This is a genomic window from Pseudoduganella sp. R-31 (assembly GCF_049913235.1).
Classification (GTDB): Bacteria; Pseudomonadota; Gammaproteobacteria; order Burkholderiales; family Burkholderiaceae_D; genus Rugamonas.
In genome coordinates, this window is sequence record NZ_CP183986.1 from 3,340,594 (window position 1) to 3,360,855 (window position 20,262).

The window sequence follows — 20,262 nt, forward strand, 5'->3', positions numbered from 1 at the left end:
CTGATACAATCGACAGGCGCAGGGTCAGACAAGGAGTGGGAAATGTTCAAGATGTTTGGTTTTGGCGGCGTGAAGTGCCCGCGATGCGGGCACCGCAACGGCGACAGCTCCGACTACTGCAGCCATTGCGGCCTGTCGCTCGGCGCGCCGCGCGGCGAGCCCGTGGTGCGCGACAACCGCTGGATCCCGGCCAGCGATGAGCTGGCGGTGTTCTTTGGCGTGCGCCAGCTCTCCGGCCTCTTCACCAAGACCCTGCACGTGCCGGCCGCGGCACGCGCTTTCATCCTGCAGGGCGAACAGGTCAGCGAGGTGCCGCAGGGCGACTACGAGCTGGACGGCCTGTTCGCGCGCCTGGGCAAGCTGCGGCGCGACGAGCCGGGCGAAATCCTGGTCACCCGCAGCTCGCCGCTGCCTGTCGAGTTCAATTTCACCGACTTGCTGAGCGCCGAATTCCTGAAGCTGGCCGCGCATTTCACGGTCGGCCTGGTGGTGCAGGACGTGCCCGCCTTTGCGCGCCATTTCATGACAGCGCCGGGTACCGTCACCACGCTGCAGCTGCACGACCTGCTGGCGCCGTCCATGCGCCAGCTTTCGGCCGAATTCCTGGGCAGCCGTTCTGTGCGCGACATGGCCAGTACCAGCGTGCTGCGCGAGCAGCTCAACGAACGCCTGCACAGCGCGCTGGGCCAGCGCCTGGCCGAATTCGGCCTGGCGGCGGCGCAGGTGGAAACCTTGTCACTTCGACACGATAAATACGATGACAACCGCGAGCGGGAGGGGAGCCTGTTCCTGGTGGCGGACGAGCGCCAGCGGCAGCTGGAGCACGTCAAGCAGCTCGACCAGCTGTACAACGAGGAAGAATGGCAGGCCATCAGCCGCCAGGAGCAGAAAATGCGCAGCGATTTCCGGCGCGCCGAGCTGAAGGCCGAAGCCGAGGAGCAGATGCAAGCCATCCGCGCCCGCGAAATCGACCTGTATGGCCGCATCGTGGCGGCCAAATCGCGCAAGCAGGCCTTCGAACACGGCGCCGGACTGGCCCTGGCCGACCTGGAACATGAACTGGCGCGCCACAAGTCGCTGCATGCCGGCGAGTCGGCCCAGTGGGACCAGGTGCGCCGCCTGGCGCAGATCAAGATGCGCACCGAGATGGAACTGGCGCAGCAGGCGGGCCTTGAGGAAAAGGCACTGGCCAGGCAGCGCTTCTCGCACCAGTTGTACCAGCAGCAGCTGCAGTACCGCGTCCAGCAGGCGCTGGCCATCGAGGACGAAGAGCACCGCCGCAAGCAGCTCCAGCTGCTGCGCAAGGCCGAAACCGACGCCACGCAGCGCGAGCAGGAGATCGAGGCCGAGCACCACCGGGCGAAATTCCAGGGCCTGGCCCTGGCCAACGCCGCCCGCCATCGGGAGGCGGAGCGCATCGTCGAGTGGGAGGAAGAACAGCACCTGGCCCGCAAGCGCGAGCTGGCGCGCGGCGAGCAAGCCAAGGACGCCAGCGCGCATGTCCATGTGGCCGAAATCAGCGCCAAGCTGGAAGAATTGAAGCGCAGCGGCGCAGCCGCCGAATCGGTGGCCCAGTATGAAAAGCTGCTGCGCACCATCGAGGCCGACGGCGTGCAGCAGCGCCAGGGGCAAAGCCTGGCGCGCCAGGCAATGCTCGACCAGGTGGCCGTGGAAGAACAGCGCCTGCAGCTGAAACTGCGCGACCAGGAAGCGCAGTGGCAGCAGTCGCTGAAAAAGATGGAAGCGGAGCGAGAAGAGCGCTTCAACCGCTGGAAGGTGGAATACGACAGCATGGTGGCGCAGCAGCAGCACGCCGCCGACCTGGCGCGCATCGACATCGACCGGCTGGAGGCAATCGGCCGCATGAGCGATACGGCCAAGATTGCGCTGGCAGCGACGCCGAACGCCGAAGCGCTGTCGCGCCTGATGCGCCAGCAGGCCCAGGCCGCGATGTCGCCCGAGCAGCTGCAGGCACTGGCCGGCGTGGTCGCCGCCGAGAACAGCATCACCACGGCCGAGGCGCTGCGCCTGGCGCGCGAGGAAGTGCGGGATGAACGCTCTTATCGCGACACGGTGGGCGACAAGGAACGCCAGCACCAGCTCGACCTGCTGCGGGCGCAAGCGAGCGTCGGCGTGTCGGCGGCGCGCCGTTGCCGGAATGGCCATATGGTGCCGACCGATTGCGGCGACGCGAAATTTTGTCCAGAATGCGGGGCGCCGCTGGCGAGGTAAAGCACGAGAGAGATGCAGACAGCCCGAGACAAGATTCGCGAACTGCGTGCCCTGCACGAAGATGGCCTGTTAAGCCTGCAAGAGTTCGACCGCCGCAAGAATGCCATCCTGGACGCCGAATACGCGCCGCCGGGAGGGGCGGCAGCACCCATCGCCATCCCGCGCCAGGGCACCGAGCTTGGCCTGATGGCCGGCCAGGAAATCGGCCCGCACAACCGGCGCTACCGGCTGGAGCGCCTGATCGGCATGGGCGGCATGGGCCAGGTATGGCAAGCCACTGACCTGGCGACCCATGCTGAACTGGGCCACAGCGCCGTGGTTGCGCTGAAGATCCTGCCGCCGCAGCTTACCCAAAGCCCGGCCCACGCCAAGCTGCTGATCGAAGAAGCGACCCAGGCGCGCCGCCTGGCGCATGACAATATCGTGCGCGTCTACGAATGGGCGCAGGATCCCGCCACTTCCAGCTATTTCATCATCATGGAATGCCTCGAGGGGCAGGATCTCGAGGCCTGGCTGGCGGAGCATGGCAAGGCTACGCCGGCACAGGTCGAGCAGATGCTGCGGCCGGTGGCCAATGCGCTGCAATACGCCTGGGGCAAGCACCGCCTGGTGCACCGCGACCTCAAGCCGGGCAATGTGTTCCTGACCGCGGCCGGCGAAATCAAGCTGCTCGATTTCGGCATCGCCTCGCGCGCGCGGTCGACCGGCACCGACCTTGGCATGGCGACGCCCAATGCCGGCACTGCCGGCTACCGGGCGCCGGAGGCCGGCACCGGGCAGGGCGCGCCGCGGCCGCAGCTGGACGCCTATGCGGTAGCGGTGATGATCTACCAGCTGCTGGAAGGGCGCCTGCCGTTCGACCAGCCCACCGCCCTGCTCGAGCCGCCCAAGCCGGCGGCGCTCAACGCGCAGCAATGGGAAGTGTTGAAGCACGGTTTCGCCAACCGCGCCGGCGAGCGGCCGGAATCGGTGGCCGCGCTGCTTGACGCATTAAGGGATGCCGCCGGGCCGAACGCCGAAGAAGCGGCGCAGCGCGAAGCAGCCAGCAAGGAACGGGCCGCTGCGGAACAGCAGGAACGCGAAGCGCGAGCCGCGCGTGAACAACGGGCCCGCAACGATGCCATCGCCCGCGCCGAGGAGGAAGAGCAGCGGCGCCAGAAGGAAGTGGAACTGGCCGCCCGGCGCAAGGCGGAAGCGCAGGCCGCGGCGCAGGAAAAGGCGCGCCAGGAGCAGCTTCGCCGCGAACAGGAAAAGCAGCGCAAGGCGCAGGCCGAGCAGGAAGCGAAGGAGCGCAAGGAGCGCCTGCGGCAGCAACTGATTGCGCGCCGCGATGCCGATGCGTTGAAAGCGCGCCAGGCCGAGGAAGAATACCAGCGCAAGATGGCGCAGCTGAAGGCGGAAGCAGCCTACCGCGCAGAGCAGGAGCGCCACCGCAAGGAGCAGGCGGCGCGCAAGGCCGCCGAACTGGCGGCGCTGCTGCCGAGCGCCAGCAGCCCGGTAGCCGATGCGGAAGGCGTGCTGCGCGACCGCTTCACCGATGGCAGCGGCGTCGGGCCGGACCTGGTGCTGATCCCGACCGGCCGCTTCCAGATGGGCTCCAACGAACATGAGCACAAGGCTGCCGTGAAGGCCGGGGCGCAGAAAACTTCGCTGGACAAGGAATTGCCGGCGCACTGGGTCGGCATCGAGCACTCCTTTGCACTGGGCCGCTATCCGGTGACCGTGGGCGAGTGGCGCGTCTTCGTGAAGGCGACGGGCTGGCAGTCGAAGCTGGACGTCGACTGGCAGCAGCCAGGCTTTACGCAGGATGAGCGCCACCCCGTGGTGTGCGTCAGCTGGCACGACGCGCAGCTGTACCTGCAGTGGCTTGGCGAGAAAACCGGCCAGCAATACCGCCTGCCGAGCGAAGCGGAATGGGAATACGCCTGCCGCGCCGGCAGCCACACGGCGTTCAGCTTCGGCGACCAGATCACGCCGGAACACGCCAACTACGACGGCCATTTCACCTACAACGACGGCCCCAAAGGCAACAGCCATGGCGGCACGACCCGCGTGGGCAGCTACCAGCCCAATCCATGGGGCCTGTTCGACATGCACGGCAATGTATGGGAGTGGACGCAGGACACGGTGCACGATAACTACCTTGGCGCACCCATCGACGGCAGTGCATGGGAGCAGGGCGGCGACAAGGCGCGCCGCATCCTGCGCGGCGGAGCATGGCTGTACCAGCCGCGCTACCTGCGTTCGGCCATGCGCAATGGCTATTCGGCACTGCTGGCAAACGATGTGGTGGGCTTCCGCGTAGCGCGCAAGTTGGTGTAAATTGCTGGCTAAATCAACAAGCAGGAAACCAATATGACCGTTAAAGTAGCCCGCGACCAGTCGCTTCCAATGCGCAGCATCCTGCATGTGCGCAACCATATCGTCTCCGTCGACGGCACGATCGAAGAAGGCGGCAACGATGCCGGCCCGTCGCCGCACGACCTGTACGACGCCGCCGTCAGCGCCTGCAAAGCGCTGACCGTCATCTGGTACGCTCGCCGCAAGGGCATTCCGGTCGAAGATGTGCAAGTGACCACCGAGCGCGATGCCAGCGAAGAGCGCAAGGGCGTGTACCGCCTGGCTGCTACGCTGCACCTGACCGGAGAGCTGAGCGCGGAGCAGCGGGAAGAACTGCTGGCCATCTCGCAGAAATGCCCGGTGCATAAGCTGATGACGGCCGTGACCACCGAAATCTCCACCAAGCTGGGGCCATTGCCATGAACATTGCGCAACTCCTGAAGGGGCATGAGAAGGACCTGGGCGGCGGCTTTGTGGTGCGCCGCTATTTGCCGGCGGCCATGAAGCAGGCGGTTGGTCCATTCATATTCTTCGACCATTTCGGCCCGGTCGACGTGCCTGCCGATGCCGACCATGACGTCCGGCCGCACCCGCATATCGGCCTGGCCACCGTTACCTACCTGTTCGAAGGGGCGATGGAACACCGCGACAGCCTGGGTACCTTGCAGCGCATCGAGCCGGGCGCCATCAACTGGATGACCGCAGGGCGCGGCATCGTGCATTCGGAGCGCACCCCGCAGGACCTGGTGGGCGTGCCGCACCGCACGCACGGCCTGCAGTTGTGGGCCGCCTTGCCCAAGGCGCATGAGGAGGACGAACCTTCGTTCGCCCATACGCCTGCGGCGGCAATTCCGGAAATGCTGGTCGACGGCGCCAGGGTGCGCGTGCTGATCGGTTCCGCCTTTGGCCACGTTTCGCCGGTGAAGACCTTCAGCCAGACGCTGTACCTGGACGTGAGCCTGAAGGCGGGCCAGCAACTGGAACTGAGCGGCTTGCCGGCGGAAGCTGCCGTCTATCCGGTAAGCGGTTCGGTCGACGTCGATGGTGCTCCGGTGCCGCAAAACACGATGGCGCTGCTCGACACATCGAATTCGCAGCGGGTCAGCGCAAACACGGATGCGCAATTCGTAATCATCGGCGGCGAGCCGCTGGACGGCCAGCGTTTCCTGTTCTGGAATTTTGTTTCGTCGAGCAAGGAGCGCCTCCTCAAGGCGGCCGACGACTGGGAAGCGCAGCGCTTTGCCAAGGTGCCCGGCGAGACGGAATTCATTCCGCTGCCGAAAAGGCCTTCTGCCGCGACTTAAGCGGCAGCTTCGGCTGGCGGGATGTGCGCGGCGGCGCTGCGCACAATCCAGTGCTCCGGATAAGGATCGCTGGCGAAACGGGTATGGGCCGGAATGCGGCTCAGTTTTTCCTGCTTCGGTGTTGGCGCCAGCGCGGTTTCCTTGCCGGTGAGCTGGTCGACATGCCAGAAGCCGCCCTGGTGGTGCATCAGCAGCGGCAGGCTGGAGGCCTTCGGCAGCGCGTTATGGCGCGGCAGCGGGTAGCCGGGATGGGTGTCCGCCGCCAGCAGCACGAAGCATTCGGCGCGCGCGCCTTCGTCGATACGGTGCAGTATCACGCCGTGCGGCATCACGGCGCTCACTTCCAGCAGCACGATGCCCTTGATGCTGGCGCTCATTTCAATCTTCATGCCGGTGCGCAGCGGCACCGGCTTGTTCTTGCCCGGCCAGACCCCGTCCAGCAGCAGGCCGTAGCGCGACACGTCTTCGATCTCGAAACCATTGCGGGTGCGGCGGATCACGGCATGGCGGCCGGACAGGCGGCGCGTCAGGCCGGCGCAATCGGGTCCTTCGGCGCTGAAGTGGTGCAGCAGCACATCGGCTTCGGGATCGGCCAGTTCGAAGCGGCCGAACGACACTTCTTCCATCGCGAACAGGCGGATGTGGCGGCAGGCGCCATTTTCCGGGGCGGCATTGATGAAGCTTGCGGCCAGGGTAGGGTGGGGATGCGAAGGACCGCTGCGCGGCTGCTCGATCTCGATCAGGTCTTCATCCCAGGCGATGGTCGAATAGCCAACATCCACCTTGCCCGGCGGCGCCCCGAGGTCGAGGTGGGCGATGCCGGCATTGCGGGCGGTGACGTCGATGTCCATGGTATTGCCGCCTTGCGCGGACACGCGGGCAATCGCGGCATCGTCGGCCATGACGCGCACATTCTTGTGGGTGCTGAGGAAGGTGCGGTGAATTTCGTTCAGGCTGGCGTCGACCCGCGGCACCAGGATGACAAAAGTGCATTCCCATTGGCGCTGCGAGCTCTCGTCCTTGCTGACGATTTCGGCGTGGATCTGGTACTGCCCATGTTCCTTGCCGCGCGAGGAGAATTCCACGAATACAGGGCGCCAGTCGCCATGGACCGAGCGGATGAACTGCTGCAGCAGGACGCCATTCGGAATCAATTCGGAGCGCAGCCGGATCGACAGCTGCGGCGCGCAATCCTGCGGCATGCCGCGCAATTCCATTTTCAGCGACTGGCGGCCGCCGGCGGCGCGCGGGTCGAAGCCGCTGATGTGCAGCTGGGGATAGACGCGTGCCGGCGCAGAATAGCCGGCGACCGGGACGACCGGCGGGCCGCTGCGGGCGTTGCGCATGGTGCTCAGCAGCTCGAAGCTGCCGCCTTCCGCATCGGCTGCCGGCTGCGCGTGGCCGCCGGCGCAAGTGCTTTCCCCTGGCATGACCCAGTAGGTGCAATGCGGATGGTCTGGGTTACAGCACTTGTTCATGGGAGGACGTTCGTAGGGATACCGCAACTTTACGCGTTTACACCGTTGCTTGGCAACACGCCTTTCCTTCGATAAAGGGTGTTTTTACCCCTGTATTCCCGATGAAGCAAAAGCGCAACGGTTTGCCGCCCAACGCTTTGCCAAGCCATTGCCAATGGGTAAGATAAACTTCACCAGAGAAGGAGTTGATGGAATGGCATTATTGAAGAAACTGTTGGCGCTGCGCGATCCCCGCCGTGCGGTGCGCGAAAGCCTGCATCGCCAAGCCATTGAACGTGCCCGACTGGACCCGATGCAAAATGCCAAAGCCGGCAGCCGCGAACTGGCAGGCATGGTCGCCGAACAGTTGCAGGCGCGCGGCGACAATCGTCCTGCATCACTGCTGAGTGCCTTGGGCGCCCTGGCCGGGTTCGCCTGCCAGGTCAGCGCCCGCAACAATGCCTTCGCGCATGGAATGCCGCAGCGTGACAGCCTGTCGGAAGACCTGGGTCTGCTGCTGTTCGGGATGGAATTTTCGGTATGGTCACTGGTGGCCGGCGCCGCCCGCCACAACGGCTGCACGCAATTCGTGGAGCCGGCGGAGATCTGGGCGCATGTCGGCAAGTCGATCGGCACACCGGAATTCGGGGTGCCGCGCCTGCCTCCCGAGCATGCAGCAGGAGAGCTGCCTGCCGAATACCTGCAGCTGTTCTGGCCCATGGTGAAGCCGGTGATTGCGCGTTATTGCAGCAATCCGGCGCACTGGCCGGTGATGTGCGCGCTGGCGCTGCAGCAGGCGATTGAACTGGGACCGGGAAAACTGGAGGCAGGGATGGCGATGCGAGTGGCGCTGGAATCAGCGCTGCCGATGGCAAGAATACACGCTGACTTCAGCTGAGAGCGGCGGACAAAAATAGGGACGCCCCCATTTTCTGCTTTCGCGGAAAATGGGGCGTCCCCATTTTTTATGGTTACCAGCGGCCGTGGTGGTGGCCGTGTCCGTGGCCGCGGTAGTAGCGGTCACCGTAGTAGTACACCGGGCGCGGTTCCACGTAGACAGGCGCTGGCTGGTAGTACACGCGTGGCGCCGGTTCGTAATATACGCGAGGAGGCGGGTTGTAGTAGACCGGAGCTGGCTCGTAATACACAGGGGCCGGCTGCGAGTACACGCGGGTCTCGACGTAGCCGCGGCTGTGACGGCCGGTCGGCAGGGAGTTACCAACTGCGGCGCCTACCAGGCCGCCCACCACTGCACCGCCGCTGCCGTTCTGGCTGCCGATCGCGGCGCCGATCACGGCACCTGCTGCGGTGTTGAAGTCACGGTCGCCCGCGGCAAAGGCGGCGGAGGATGCGGTCAGGGCTGCGCCCATCAAAACCAGCCCGGCAAAACGTTTGTTGAACATGGTAAGTTCCCTTTCAATCTCTGTTGGAGTGTAGATTAGCCAGCCGCAAAAAATTGCGCCAGTGCATATACACATTCTTACAAACTCCACAGAGGGGAGAGATTTGTATCGTTAAGTTGCCCTCCATGCAGGAACTTATTAAATACGCTATTGTGTCAAGTTCCGAGCGAAACTTAACCTTCTCACAGGAAACGCATGAACCTCCGCAAGCCCGCACTTTCCGCCCTGTTTGTCTGCCTGCTGGGCGCAGGCTTCTCCGGCATCGCCAGTGCCGCCAGCCCGAACGACGCCGCGACGCTGGGCAAGATCCGCGATGCCGCGATGCAGAGCGACTACGCCTACCAGCGCCTGGAAGACCTGACCGACCTGGTCGGCCCGCGCCTGTCCGGTTCCGTCGGCGGCGCGGCCGCGGTGGAGCAGGTGGCTGCCGCCATGCGTGCGATGGGCGCCAAAGTCACCCTGCAGCCGGTCAAGGTGCCGCATTGGGTGCGTGGCGAAGAGACGGCTGAGCTGGTCGATTACAAAGGCCGGCCAGCCAATATCACCCAGCGCGTGGTGCTGACCGCCCTCGGCGGCTCCGGCGCCACCCCGGCTGCCGGCCTGACCGCGCCGATCGTCGTGGTGCGCGACTTCGATGAACTGAAAGCGCGCGCGGCGGAAGTGAAGGGGGCGATCGTGCTGTTCGACGTGGCCTTCGACCAGGGCATGGCGGACCGCGGCCTGGCGGGCAACGCCTATGGCCAGGGTTCGCGCTACCGCACCAACGGCCCGCGCATGGCTGCGGAGCTGGGTGCTGTGGCCGCACTGGTGCGTTCCGTTGGCGGCGCCGATTACCGCCTGCCGCACACCGGCGCCACCATCCTGAAAGACGAGCAGCGCATCCCGGCCGCAGCGGTGACGGCGGAAGACGCGATGCTGATCAGCCGCCTGATGAGGCGCGGCCCTGTCAAGATGAAGCTGACCCTGACCCCGCAGATACTGCCGGATGCCGACACCTTCAACGTGATCGCCGACCTGCCGGGCAGCGACAAGGCGGATGAAGTCGTGATCGTTTCCGGCCACCTCGATTCCTGGGACCTGGCCACCGGTGCGCACGACGACGGCACGGGCGTGACCACTTCGATGGGTGTGCTTGAAACCATCAAGCGCCTGGGCCTGCAGCCGCGCCGCACCATCCGCATGGTGGCGTGGGCGAACGAAGAGAACGGCCTGAAGGGCGGGAACACCTATTACGAAGCGAACAAGGGCAAGCTGGAAAAGCAGTTCGCAGCCATCGAGACTGACGGCGGCGTAGGCCGTACCTTCGGCATCATGGGCAGCGTGCGCCGCGAAGCGGAGAAGTACTTCGCACCGGTGAGCAACGCCTTGCTGCCGATTGGCGCCGGTGTGTTCAACCGCCGCGATTCGGCATCGGGCTCCGACGTGCACCAGCTGGAAGCAGGCGGCGTACCGGCCTTCATGCCCTACGTCGACACCAGCGCCTACTTCAACTACCACCACACGCCGGCCGACACCTTCGACAAGGTCGACCCGGTGAACATGAAGAAGCACGTGGCGGTCATGTCGGCACTGGCCTGGTACCTGGCCAACACCGACGACCCGATCGGCCGCGCCCCCGAGCAGCTCAAATAAGCCGAGCCCGTGTCACACCTTGGGGTCTGACCCCATGGTGTGACACGGGCTGAGCTGTAGTTGTGCTTACAGGGCGTTGAGGGGGATCTTCAGGTAGCGCACGCCGTTGTCTTCGGCCTCGGGGAGGTGGCCTGCGCTCAGGTTGACCTGGATGGCCGGCAGGATCAGCACCGGCATCTGCAGCGTGGCGTCGCGCTTGGTGCGCATGGCAACGAATTCTTCTTCGCTGACGCCATCGCGGATGTGAATGTTGGCAGCGCGCTGCTCCGCCACCGTGACTTCCCAGCGCGGCTCGCGGCCGGCTGGGGGGTAGTCGTGGCACATGAACAGGCGGGTTTCCGGCGGCAGCGACAGCAAGCGGTGCACCGACTTGTACAAGTCGCCTGCGCAGCCGCCAGGGAAGTCGCAACGCGCGCTGCCCACGTCGGGCATGAACATCGTATCGCCGACAAATACCGCATCGCCGACCTGGTAGGCCATGTCGGCCGGCGTGTGGCCCGGCACATGCAGGGCGCGCGCTTTCAGGCTCCCAATCATGAATTCTTCGTCGGCCTGGAACAGGTGGCCGAACTGCGATCCATCTTCTTTCTCGCCCTTGCGGTTGAAGATCGCGGAGAAGGAATGCTGTACCTTGCAGATGCCGGCGCCGATGCCGATGCGGCCGCCCAGCTTCTCCTGCAGGTAAGGCGCGGCGGACAGATGGTCGGCGTGGGCATGAGTCTCCAGCAGCCAGTTCACCGTCAGCCGATGCTCGCGCACAAAAGCGATGATCTTGTCGGCGGCGGTGGTCGAGGTGCGCCCGGCCTTCGGGTCGTAATCAAGCACCGAATCGACGATGGCGCATGCACTGCCGTCGGTCTCGTAAATCACGTAGCTGACAGTGGAAGTTACGGGGTCGAAGAACCCCTGGATCTCAGGCTTCATATCAAGATAGTAGGATGATTCAAGCCCAACTATTATAAAGAATCCTGATATGGCGGGCGAGGCTTATTCGTTTTGTGATGCAAGTCATCTGTGTGGCGGGAAAAACTATCTCCGTGATAAGATTTTTTCACAGTGCTTCCAGGAAGAGAGGCCGCGATGCCCAAGACAGGCGATTCACTGAAGTGGGTACTGGTTACCGGCTGCATCTGCAGCCAGTCGCTAACGGCAGTCGCTGCCGCCGGCGGCGCTGCTGCGCCGGAAAACTTTGCCAACCTCTCGCTCGAGGAATTGAGCGACGTGCGCGTGGTGTCCGTGTCAAAGCGCGAAGAGCGGCTGGGCGACGCCCCGGCCTCCGTCTTCGTGATTACCGCCGACGATATCCGCCGCAGCGGTGCGCGCAGCCTGGCCGAAGCGCTGCGCATGGCGCCCAACCTGCACGTCGCGCAGACGCCTGCCGGCAATTACACCATTACCGCGCGCGGTTTCGCCGGCAACAGCGCCAACAAGCAACTGGTGATGATCGATGGCCGCTCGGTGTATACGCCGCTGCTTTCCGGGGTGTCCTGGGACGTGCAGCAGGTGCCGGTGGACGCCATTGAACGCATCGAAGTGGTCAGCGGGCCAGGCGGCACACTTTGGGGGACCAATGCGGTCAATGGCGTGATCAATGTGATTACCAAGCACGCGTCGTCCACCCTTGGCGCGATGGCCGACCTGCGCTGGGGGCAGGCGCAGTCCGGCGCAGCCTTCCGTTACGGCGCGGCGATGGACGATGGCGCCTGGCGCGCCTATGGCATGGATTACGCCATGCCGCACGGCGAAACGCTGGCCGGCAAGCCGCTGGGCGATGCCTGGCACAACGCGCAGGCGGGCTTTCGGGCCGACTGGCTGCGCGGCAGCGATGCGCTGACAGTGCAGGGCGATGTGTACCGTATCGGCGCAGGACAAATACCGACGCCCCCTGTCACCATGCTGCCTGCCGCATCCATGCGCGGCGCCAATCTGATGGGGCATTGGAGCCGCCAGTTGTACGGCGGCGCCAGCTTGTCCTTGCTGGCCTATTACGATCGCACCGAGCGCGACCAGGTCGGCGTTTACAAAGAGAACCTGGATGTGGCCGACCTGCAGGCACTCTACAACTTCGCCCCGCTTGGGCGGCATACGCTGGCGGCCGGCGCCGAATACCGCTTCGCGCGCGACAAGGTGGCGGTCACCAGCGGTACCGCCTTCCATCCCGAGCGCGCCGCCATGCATTGGGTGAGCTTGTACGGGCAGGACACCGTCGCCCTCAGCGAGCAACTGAACCTGACGGGAGGACTGCGCATCGAGCGCAATCAGTACACCGGGACGGAATTCCTCCCCAACTTGCGCCTGGCGTGGAAAGCAACAGCCTCGACCTCCTGGTGGGCCGCCTTGTCGCGCACGGTGCGGGCGCCGTCACGCGTTGACCGCGAGATTTTCTTCGCCAGCCCGCGCGGAACGCTGAGCGGCGGGCCGAATTTCCAGTCCGAGACGGCCCGCGTGCTGGAAACCGGCCTGCGCCAGCAGTTCGGCAACCGCGCCAGCTATTCGCTCACCGTTTATCGCGCACTGTATGACAAGCTGCGAACGATCAAGCCGGTTGCCCTGCAGGTTTTCGAGATCGGCAATGGCATGGAAGGCGAAACGCGCGGGCTGGAAGCCTGGGGCAGTGTCCAGGTCACGCCCGGCTGGCGGCTCAACGCGGGCCTGACCCTGATGCATGAAGAGTTTTCGCTCAAGCCGGGTGAAGCCGATTTCGGCAACCGTTCGGTCACCGGGAACTGGGATCCCCGCCGCGTGGCGAAGCTGCGCTCTTCTTACACCTTCGGCGAAGGGCGCGACCTCGACCTGACCTTGCGCCATGTCGGCCCGTTGCGCTTTACCGCGGTGGCTGGCTATACCGCGCTGGACGTGAACTTCAACTGGCAGGTCAAGCCAGGGCTTGAGTTGGCGCTGGGCGCCAGCAATGCGCTCGACCGCGATCACGAAGAGTTCGGCGGCAACAACCGGCTGTCGCTGGGACGCGGCGCCTATGTCAGGGTGGTAAGGCGCTTCTAAGGCGGGCATGTTAATATCGCTGCCCATGAAATCCATGATCCGTGTCATTGTACTTTGGCTAATGCTGGTGGCTTTGCCTTTCCAGGGTTTTGCCTCGGCCAGCATGCTGCTGTGCGGTACAGCCAAGCCGGCGGCACAGGCGATGCCGGACGGACCACACGATCATGCCGCCATGCAGGCGGCCGCCCAGCACGACGGCGATAAAACCGCCCATTGTGCCGGAGGCCAGCATGGCAGCCCCATGGGCGCTTGCTGCGTCGGCGCCGCGCCGGCCTACGCGATGCCGCAAGCTGCATCGCAGCCGCAGCTTGCCGAGCGCCTGCGCCTGCCCGAACCCGTGCCGCCGTTGCCGGTCGACCTTGCCCTTCCCAAACGCCCGCCGCGGGCGATCCTTGCCTGATCCATGCCAGCCGTGGCGGCTGGCTCATTCCTGCGTCCCCGCGCAGGACGACCAAGCATTGGAAAGACAAACATGAACCAAGCATTCAAGCTGGCGGCAATGGCCGCCGCGGCTGCGCTGCTCTCCGGTTGCGCCACGTTCTCGAACGATGGCGGTTTCGGCGCAGTGGCACAAGCCACGAAGAGCCGTAGCGGCGCCGAGACGCGCCTGTTGCGCAACGACGATGACCGGCGCGCGCTGGACGAACAGCTCAGGAAATTGCTGGCCGAGCCGCTGAGCGCCGACGCGGCTGTCCAGATCGCACTATTGAATAACCGCGGCCTGCAGGCCCGCTACTGGGATCTCGGCATCGCCGAAGCGGAACTGGTGCAGGCGGGCCGCATGGCCAATCCTGGCTTCAGTTTCAAGCGCACGCATGGCGGCGGCGAAGTCGCCATCGAGCGCACCTTGAGCATGAACTTCATCCAGCTGCTGACGCTGCCGCTGGCCAGCCGTATCGAAGCCCAGCGTTTCGAGCAGGTCAAGCTGGAACTGGCGGGCGAGGCGGTCTCGATGGCCCACCAGGCCCGCCTGGCCTGGATCGAGGCGGTGGCGGCGCAACAGGGCGTTGCGTATGCCCAGCAGATCAGCGATGCGGCGGAAGCCAGCGGCGAACTGGCGCGGCGCATGCAGGCGGCCGGCAACTGGAGCAAGTACGACGCCGCCCGCGAAGAAGCTTTCCATGCCGACGCCATGGCCGATGTGGCGCGCGCCCGCAAGGCCGCTAGCGCCAGCCGCGAAAAGCTGACCCGCATCCTGGGCCTGTCCGGCGCGGAAGCTACCAGCTACCGCCTGCCGGAGCGGCTGCCGGAACTGCCGGCAAGCCCGCGCAAGGTGGACGATGCGGAGGCCGCGGCCTTGCGCGACCGGCTTGACGTCCAGGCTGCCCGGCTGTCGTCGCAGCACACTGCCAGTTCCCTCGGACTGACCAAAACCACGCGCTTCATCAACGTGCTGGAGCTGAGCGGCATCAGTGAGCGGGACGGCGAGCGCCGTTCGCGCGGCTACGAGATTTCGCTGGAGGTGCCGCTGTTCGACTGGGGCGGCGCCCGCCTGGCGCATGCCGAAGCGACTTATATGCAATCGGTGAACCTGCTCGCCGCGGCCGCCGTCAATGCCCGCAGCGAAGCGCGCGAAAGCCACCAGGATTACCAGGCTTCCTACGAGCTGGCGAAACATTACCGCGATGTGGTGATACCGCTGCGCCAGAAGATCTCCGAAGAGACCCTGCTGCGCTACAACGGCATGTTGCTGTCGGTGTTCGAACTGCTGGCCGATGCCCGCGAACAGACTACCGCCGTCAATAATTACATCACCGCGCTCAAGGAATACTGGATCGCGGACGCCAATCTGGATGCCGCGATTGGCGGTAAAGGAGTACAGCAATGAGCAATCGTAGAACTTTTCTCGCAAATGGCGCTGCCGCCCTGATCGGAGCAGGCCTGGTGAGCCGCGCCGGCGCCGCCGGCCTGCCGGAAGCGCCTGTGCAATCGAGCGCGTCGACCGCGCCGCCGCTGATGCCGCCCAATGGCCGTCCTTACAACCCGGTCGTCACCCTGAACGGCTGGAGCCTGCCGTGGCGCATGAAAGATGGCGTCAAGGAGTTCCACCTGGTCGCCGAACCGGTCGTGCGCGAAATCGCTCCCGGCATGTATGCCAAGATGTGGGGCTACAACGGCCAGAGTCCGGGCCCGACCATCGAAGTGGTGGAGGGCGACCGCGTGCGCATTTTCGTCACCAACAAACTGCCTGAGCATACCAGCGTGCACTGGCATGGCCAGTTGCTGCCAAGCGGGATGGATGGCGTGTCCGGCGTGAGCCAGCCCGCGATCCAGCCTGGCAAGACCTTTGTCTATGAATTTGTCGCCAAACACGCCGGTACTTTCATGTACCATCCCCATGCTGACGAGATGGTGCAGATGGCGATGGGCATGATGGGCTTCTGGGTGACCCACCCGAAAGACCCGCGCCAGCATGCGGTGGACCGCGATTTCGTGTTCCTGCTCAGCGCTTACGATATCGAACCGGGGAGCATGGTCCCCAAGGTCAACACGATGACGGACTTTAATATCTGGACATTCAATAGCCGCGTCTTCCCCGCGATCGACCCGCTGGTCGTGCGCCAGGGCGACCGGGTGCGCATCCGCGCCGGCAACCTGACCATGACCAACCACCCGATCCACATCCACGGCCACCGCTTCGAGGTCACCGGTACCGACGGCGGCTGGGTGCCGCCAACCGCACGCTGGCCGGAAGTGACCACCGATGTCGCGGTGGGCCAGATGCGCGCCATCGAGTTCGTCGCCGACAATCCGGGCGACTGGGCCTTCCACTGCCACAAATCGCACCACACCATGAACGCCATGGGCCACAACGTGCCGACCCTGATCGGCGTCGACCACAAAGGCGTGGCCGAGAAGATCAACAAGCTCGTGCCGGGCTATATGGTGATGGGCGACAAGGGCGGTTCGATGGGCGGCATGGAGATGGAAATCCCCGAAAACACGCTGCCGATGATGACCGGCACCGGCCCGTATGGCGATATCGAAATGGGCGGCATGTTCACGCTGATGAAGGTGCGTGCGGACCAGAAGAAGGGCGATTACAGCGATCCGGGCTGGTACAAGGCGCCGCAAGGCACTACGGCTTACGAGTGGACTGGCGAACTGCCGCCGGCCCCCGCCGCGCCGAACGCAGCGCCGCCTGCCGGCGTCAAGCCGATGGAAGTGACCCGCGACAAGAAGGGACACGACCATCATTAAGCAACTGCGCTACCTGGGAAAATGGAGCCTGCTTTCCGGCATCGTCGCGCTGCTGGCGGGCAGTGCTTCCGCATTTTTCCTGGTGGCGCTGGACGTGGCCACAGCCTGGCGCGAAGCCTATCGCTGGGTAGTGTGGCTGCTGCCGCTGGCCGGCTTTGCCGTCGGCTGGATCTACCTGCACGTTGGCAGCCGCGTCGAGGCGGGCAATAACCTGCTGATCGACGAGATCCACGATCCGAAGAATGTGGTGCCGCTGCGGCTCGCGCCGCTGATCCTGTGCAGCACCGTGGTGTCGCACCTGTTCGGCGCCTCCGTCGGGCGCGAAGGCACGGCGGTGCAGATGGGCGGCGCGCTGGCCGACCAGCTCACCCACGTATTCCGGCTGCCGCGCGAAGATCGCAGCACCGTGCTGATGGCCGGGATCAGCGCCGGTTTCGCCTCGGTGTTCGGCACGCCGCTGGCCGGCGCCATCTTCGGCCTGGAGGTGCTGGTGATCGGGCGCATGCGTTTTACTGCGATCTATCCCTGCATGCTGGCGGCGCTGCTGGCCGACCAGGTCACGCGCTGGTGGGGCGTCGGGCATAAGCATTACCCTGCAGGCACGCTGGGTGCGCCGGACAGCCCGCTGTTGCTGGCGCTGGCCGGGATCGTTGCCGCGGGCGTCGTGTTTGGGCTGGTGGGACGGGCTTTTGCCGCTGCCACGCATGGCTTGTCGGCATGGTTCAAGGAGCGCTTTGCGTACGCGCCGCTGCGGCCCCTGGCCGGTGGCGCGGTGATCGCGCTGGCCGTGGCCGCCGGCGGCGCGTTCGGCATCGACTTCCACCGTTATCTCGGCCTCGGCATCGGGCCGATGGTGGAGGCATTCCGCGTCCCGCTCGACTGGTGGGACTGGCTGGGCAAGTTCGTGTTCACCGTCGGCTCGCTGGGTTCCGGCTTCAAAGGCGGCGAAGTGACGCCGCTGTTCTATATCGGCGCCACGCTTGGCAATGCCCTCGCGCCGATCCTGCACCTGCCGTTCCCGCTGCTGGCGGCAATCGGCTTTGTCGCAGTGTTTGCCGGTGCCGCCAACACACCGCTGGCCTGCACGGTGATGGCGATGGAATTGTTCGGGCCTGAAATCGGGCCATACGCCGCGCTGGCTTGCGCGGTTGCCTTCATGTTTTCCGGCCACTCCGGCATCTATCGCGCCCAGCGCCGGCCGTCAACCGAGTAAGCGCTGCGCCAGGTCTTGCGCGTCGAACGGCGCGTGCACTTTCACGTCGTTGTCGAAGTAGCAGTAAATGTCGCGCGAGGCGCGCTTGGGCGGGGCGCTGTCGGCGATCAGTTTTGCATCTGCCGGCTGCCCTCCCTTTGACCAGGCGCGAATGCGGGCGGCCCAGCGGTCCAGGGACTCCGGCGTGTAGCCGCTGGCGTAAAGTTCCTTCTCGCCGTGCAGCCGAAGGTACATGAAGCCGCCTGTCACATCTTCGTAGTCGGGCCACTTGCCCGCCGTGTCGGCCACGACCAGTGCCACCTTGTACTTGCGCAGCAGCCGCACGAAGGCCTGATCGGCGAAGGATTCGTTGCGGATTTCTACGGCGTGCAAAAGCTTGCGCCTGGCGTCCGTTTCGGTGGCGGCACGGCCATTCATGCGAGGCTCGTGGCGGCGGGCGAGGGCAGATGCCTGTTCGGTGTCCCTCGGCAGCAGGCTGAAAAAGTGCTCGAACAGCTCTTCATCGAACTTGAAATTGGGCGGAAACTGCCACAGGAAAGGGCCAAGCTTCTCCCGCAGCAGCAGGACGCCGCTGGCAAAGACGTTGGCCAAGGCTTTATCAGGTTCGCGCAGGCGGCGGATGTGGGTGATGTAGCGGTTGCCCTTGTGTGCAAACACGAAGCCGTCGGGAGTGGCGTCGTACCAGGCCTGGTAGCTTTCGGGCCGCTGCAGCGAGTAGAAGGAACCGTTGATCTCGATGGTGCGAACGGCGCGCGAGGCGAACTCCAGCTCGCGCGCCTGGGTCAGGTCGGGCGGGTAGAACACGCCGCGCCACGGGGTATAACGCCAGCCGGAAATGCCGATACGGATCACCGCGCCAGGCGCTTCAATGTGCCAAGCATGGCCAGGCCGGCCAGCAGCATTGCGTATTGTCCGGGCTCGGGGATGGGCAAGGGGGCGCCGCCGACCGTGATGGCATCCAGTGCGAGCCCGGAGTCGAAGTCGCGGTCATCCCAGTTGGTCACGCCGAATTCAAGCCGGTACTTGCCTGCGTTGGCGATGGCATACTGGCCGCGCACCCAGCCAGTGGCGCCGCAACCGGTGTCATAACATTCGTCGGAATCGGGACCCAGCGGCGACCACATGGTCCGGCCTGGCGCCACGGCTACCGGGAAAGGCGTTAGCGTAGCCTCCGACGGCGGCATGTCGAAACCGGGAATGGCATTGCCATTTTCGCTGGTGCGCGCGGTGAACAGCAGCGCCACCTGCCGGTCATCTGCATCCAGCAGGCGCGCCCACGCATAGTCGGCGTAGCCCGCGCCATCAGTCGTCACGTAATTGAAGCGGAAGTCGAGCGCGGCGTTTGCGTCGGCCATGAACGAGACCGAGCGCAGGTTCGAGCCGTTGTTTGCGCCCTCAACGCCACCAGCGCCGGGTAGCGAGACTTCACTTGTGGAGTTATAGGTGGAAATCCAGCCGTAGGCGCTGCCTCCACCAGGCGCAAGGCCCACTACGCCGTCCGCGCCCAGGGTGCCGCACATCCCGGTGCAGCGCCAGGGAGCAGGCAAGCCGTTGTCAAACGTGCCTGCGAAAGCAGGTACAGCCAGTGCTGACGATGCCACGCAGGCGGCAAGCATCAGAAAGTTTCTTAGCTTCATTTTGCAACCCCGTCGAAGAGAACGCCATCATTCTCCACGCACAGGACGCATCCGCCGAAAGCTTGCCGCTATCGTGCGGGCGAGGGCCATAGCTAGTTTCGCGAAGGAACGGTAATAATGATGGGCTGCGGAGGCGGTTGGAACGCCGCTTGCCGAAGTGGGGAGGCATAGTTGAGCACGAAGGTCATGATGGTATTTCCCGCGATCAGGCTGCCGGCCAGCGTGTCGTTCTGAACGGGTTTCATACTTCCCCCATGTTCAATATAGGACATGGACTTGGAGTGCGCGGAACAGGAAAAGTTCTATCTGAATGGTGCGGCAGGGCCCGGCCAGACGGTATCGGCCAACGGGCGGCCCTGGCAGCGCGATGGATCGACGAGGGCGCCGGTCTGTACGCCGCGGCAGGCCCAGATCTGGCTGCCATTCTCGCCGGTGTAGCGATCCCATGCCCACTCGCGGTCGGTGTTCGGGGCGTAGGTTGGCTCGGAAGAGTACCAGTCGTCGTTGTACAGGCCGATCGTGCCGCCAACGCCGATGCTGACGTCGTTATGCTTGCTGGCCGCGACGGCGAGCGCGACCACGCCGGCCGTGACGCCGACCGTCACCCAGGTTTCGCGTTCCTTGATGACTTCCGGACAGGCCGCTTCGGCAACGCCGCGCCGCCCCAGTTCCATGCGCAGGGCATTGGCAAAGTTCATGTCGGGCGAGCCGGTCGTGAGCGTCTTGCACATTTCGAACGGGCTCGCTGCCGATGGATTGGCGTAAAAGCTCTGCGCGCCAATGCCGGCACAGCCAGTGAGGAGCGCAGCCAGTGCCGCGGCAGGAAGCAGGGTTTTCATG

The 20,262-nt window shown here is 65.0% G+C and carries 17 protein-coding genes; 11 read left to right on the top strand and 6 right to left on the bottom strand.

Annotation, left to right across the window (positions count from 1 at the left end; translation table 11 throughout):
- Nucleotides 1-42: 42 nt before the first annotated feature.
- Genes ACN9MY_RS15375 through ACN9MY_RS15390 form a run of 4 tightly spaced genes read left to right on the top strand, consistent with a single transcriptional unit; the run spans nucleotide 43 to nucleotide 5,876 of the window.
- On the top strand, nucleotides 43-2,232 hold the full coding sequence (locus tag ACN9MY_RS15375) for a zinc-ribbon domain-containing protein (protein WP_426323501.1): 2,190 nt from the start codon (nucleotides 43-45) through the stop codon (nucleotides 2,230-2,232).
- A 12-nt stretch (nucleotides 2,233-2,244) separates the two neighbouring features.
- Nucleotides 2,245-4,554 carry an SUMF1/EgtB/PvdO family nonheme iron enzyme gene (locus ACN9MY_RS15380; protein ID WP_426337600.1) on the top strand — a complete coding sequence of 770 codons (2,310 nt, stop codon included), beginning with the start codon at nucleotides 2,245-2,247 and terminating at the stop codon, nucleotides 4,552-4,554.
- Between the two features lie 33 nt (nucleotides 4,555-4,587).
- Entirely contained in the window at nucleotides 4,588-4,995 is a 408-nt protein-coding gene (locus tag ACN9MY_RS15385) for an OsmC family protein (protein ID WP_426171892.1), read from the top strand.
- Nucleotides 4,992-5,876 carry a pirin family protein gene (locus ACN9MY_RS15390; protein ID WP_426171894.1) on the top strand — a complete coding sequence of 295 codons (885 nt, stop codon included), beginning with the start codon at nucleotides 4,992-4,994 and terminating at the stop codon, nucleotides 5,874-5,876. Before ACN9MY_RS15385 ends, ACN9MY_RS15390 begins: the two co-directional genes overlap by 4 nt.
- Here the strand turns inward: ACN9MY_RS15390 and ACN9MY_RS15395 are convergent.
- Nucleotides 5,873-7,354 (bottom strand): FHA domain-containing protein, encoded by a 1,482-nt coding sequence (locus ACN9MY_RS15395; protein ID WP_426171896.1) that lies wholly within the window; start codon nucleotides 7,352-7,354, stop codon nucleotides 5,873-5,875. The two genes, ACN9MY_RS15390 and ACN9MY_RS15395, sit on opposite strands and share 4 nt — an antisense overlap.
- A gap of 49 nt (nucleotides 7,355-7,403) precedes the next feature.
- Here ACN9MY_RS15395 and ACN9MY_RS15400 point away from each other — a divergent pair, with 49 nt between their 5' ends.
- Entirely contained in the window at nucleotides 7,404-8,231 is an 828-nt protein-coding gene (locus ACN9MY_RS15400; RefSeq protein WP_426337601.1) for a hypothetical protein, read from the top strand.
- Between the two features lie 73 nt (nucleotides 8,232-8,304).
- Here ACN9MY_RS15400 and ACN9MY_RS15405 read toward each other — a convergent pair whose 3' ends face one another.
- On the bottom strand, nucleotides 8,305-8,736 hold the full coding sequence (locus ACN9MY_RS15405; RefSeq protein ID WP_426171899.1) for a hypothetical protein: 432 nt from the start codon (nucleotides 8,734-8,736) through the stop codon (nucleotides 8,305-8,307).
- 195 nt (nucleotides 8,737-8,931) lie between these two features.
- Between ACN9MY_RS15405 and ACN9MY_RS15410 the strand changes: the two genes are divergently transcribed.
- Entirely contained in the window at nucleotides 8,932-10,368 is a 1,437-nt protein-coding gene (locus ACN9MY_RS15410) for a M20/M25/M40 family metallo-hydrolase (RefSeq protein ID WP_426171901.1), read from the top strand.
- Nucleotides 10,369-10,434: 66 nt separating this feature from the next.
- On the opposite strand, the gene ACN9MY_RS15415 is transcribed toward ACN9MY_RS15410, so the two are convergent.
- Complete coding sequence (locus ACN9MY_RS15415) at nucleotides 10,435-11,292, bottom strand: MBL fold metallo-hydrolase (RefSeq protein ID WP_426171902.1); 858 nt, start codon at nucleotides 11,290-11,292, stop codon at nucleotides 10,435-10,437.
- 156 nt (nucleotides 11,293-11,448) lie between these two features.
- Between ACN9MY_RS15415 and ACN9MY_RS15420 the strand changes: the two genes are divergently transcribed.
- From ACN9MY_RS15420 to ACN9MY_RS15440, 5 genes are all read left to right on the top strand, one after another.
- On the top strand, nucleotides 11,449-13,371 hold the full coding sequence (locus tag ACN9MY_RS15420; protein ID WP_426337602.1) for a TonB-dependent receptor plug domain-containing protein: 1,923 nt from the start codon (nucleotides 11,449-11,451) through the stop codon (nucleotides 13,369-13,371).
- A gap of 34 nt (nucleotides 13,372-13,405) precedes the next feature.
- Nucleotides 13,406-13,771 carry a hypothetical protein gene (locus ACN9MY_RS15425; RefSeq protein ID WP_426171906.1) on the top strand — a complete coding sequence of 122 codons (366 nt, stop codon included), beginning with the start codon at nucleotides 13,406-13,408 and terminating at the stop codon, nucleotides 13,769-13,771.
- 72 nt (nucleotides 13,772-13,843) lie between these two features.
- The gene (locus ACN9MY_RS15430; protein ID WP_426337603.1) at nucleotides 13,844-15,199 is read left to right on the top strand and encodes a TolC family protein; all 1,356 of its coding nucleotides are present in this window, start codon (nucleotides 13,844-13,846) and stop codon (nucleotides 15,197-15,199) included.
- Nucleotides 15,196-16,572 carry a multicopper oxidase family protein gene (locus tag ACN9MY_RS15435; protein WP_426171910.1) on the top strand — a complete coding sequence of 459 codons (1,377 nt, stop codon included), beginning with the start codon at nucleotides 15,196-15,198 and terminating at the stop codon, nucleotides 16,570-16,572. Before ACN9MY_RS15430 ends, ACN9MY_RS15435 begins: the two co-directional genes overlap by 4 nt.
- Nucleotides 16,565-17,785, top strand: coding sequence for a voltage-gated chloride channel family protein (locus ACN9MY_RS15440; protein WP_426323762.1), 1,221 nt, complete (start codon nucleotides 16,565-16,567; stop codon nucleotides 17,783-17,785). The genes ACN9MY_RS15435 and ACN9MY_RS15440 overlap by 8 nt, the downstream gene beginning before the upstream one ends.
- Here the strand turns inward: ACN9MY_RS15440 and ACN9MY_RS15445 are convergent.
- From ACN9MY_RS15445 to ACN9MY_RS15455, 3 genes are all read right to left on the bottom strand, one after another.
- Nucleotides 17,774-18,637: a DUF72 domain-containing protein gene (locus ACN9MY_RS15445; RefSeq protein ID WP_426323514.1), complete on the bottom strand. Its 864-nt coding sequence runs from the start codon at nucleotides 18,635-18,637 to the stop codon at nucleotides 17,774-17,776. The genes ACN9MY_RS15440 and ACN9MY_RS15445 overlap by 12 nt on opposite strands.
- Nucleotides 18,634-19,401: an NF038132 family protein gene (locus ACN9MY_RS15450; RefSeq protein ID WP_426337604.1), complete on the bottom strand. Its 768-nt coding sequence runs from the start codon at nucleotides 19,399-19,401 to the stop codon at nucleotides 18,634-18,636. The genes ACN9MY_RS15445 and ACN9MY_RS15450 overlap by 4 nt, the downstream gene beginning before the upstream one ends.
- Before the next feature lie 323 nt (nucleotides 19,402-19,724).
- The gene (locus ACN9MY_RS15455) at nucleotides 19,725-20,261 is read right to left on the bottom strand and encodes a hypothetical protein (RefSeq protein ID WP_426337605.1); all 537 of its coding nucleotides are present in this window, start codon (nucleotides 20,259-20,261) and stop codon (nucleotides 19,725-19,727) included.
- Nucleotide 20,262 lies beyond the last annotated feature (1 nt).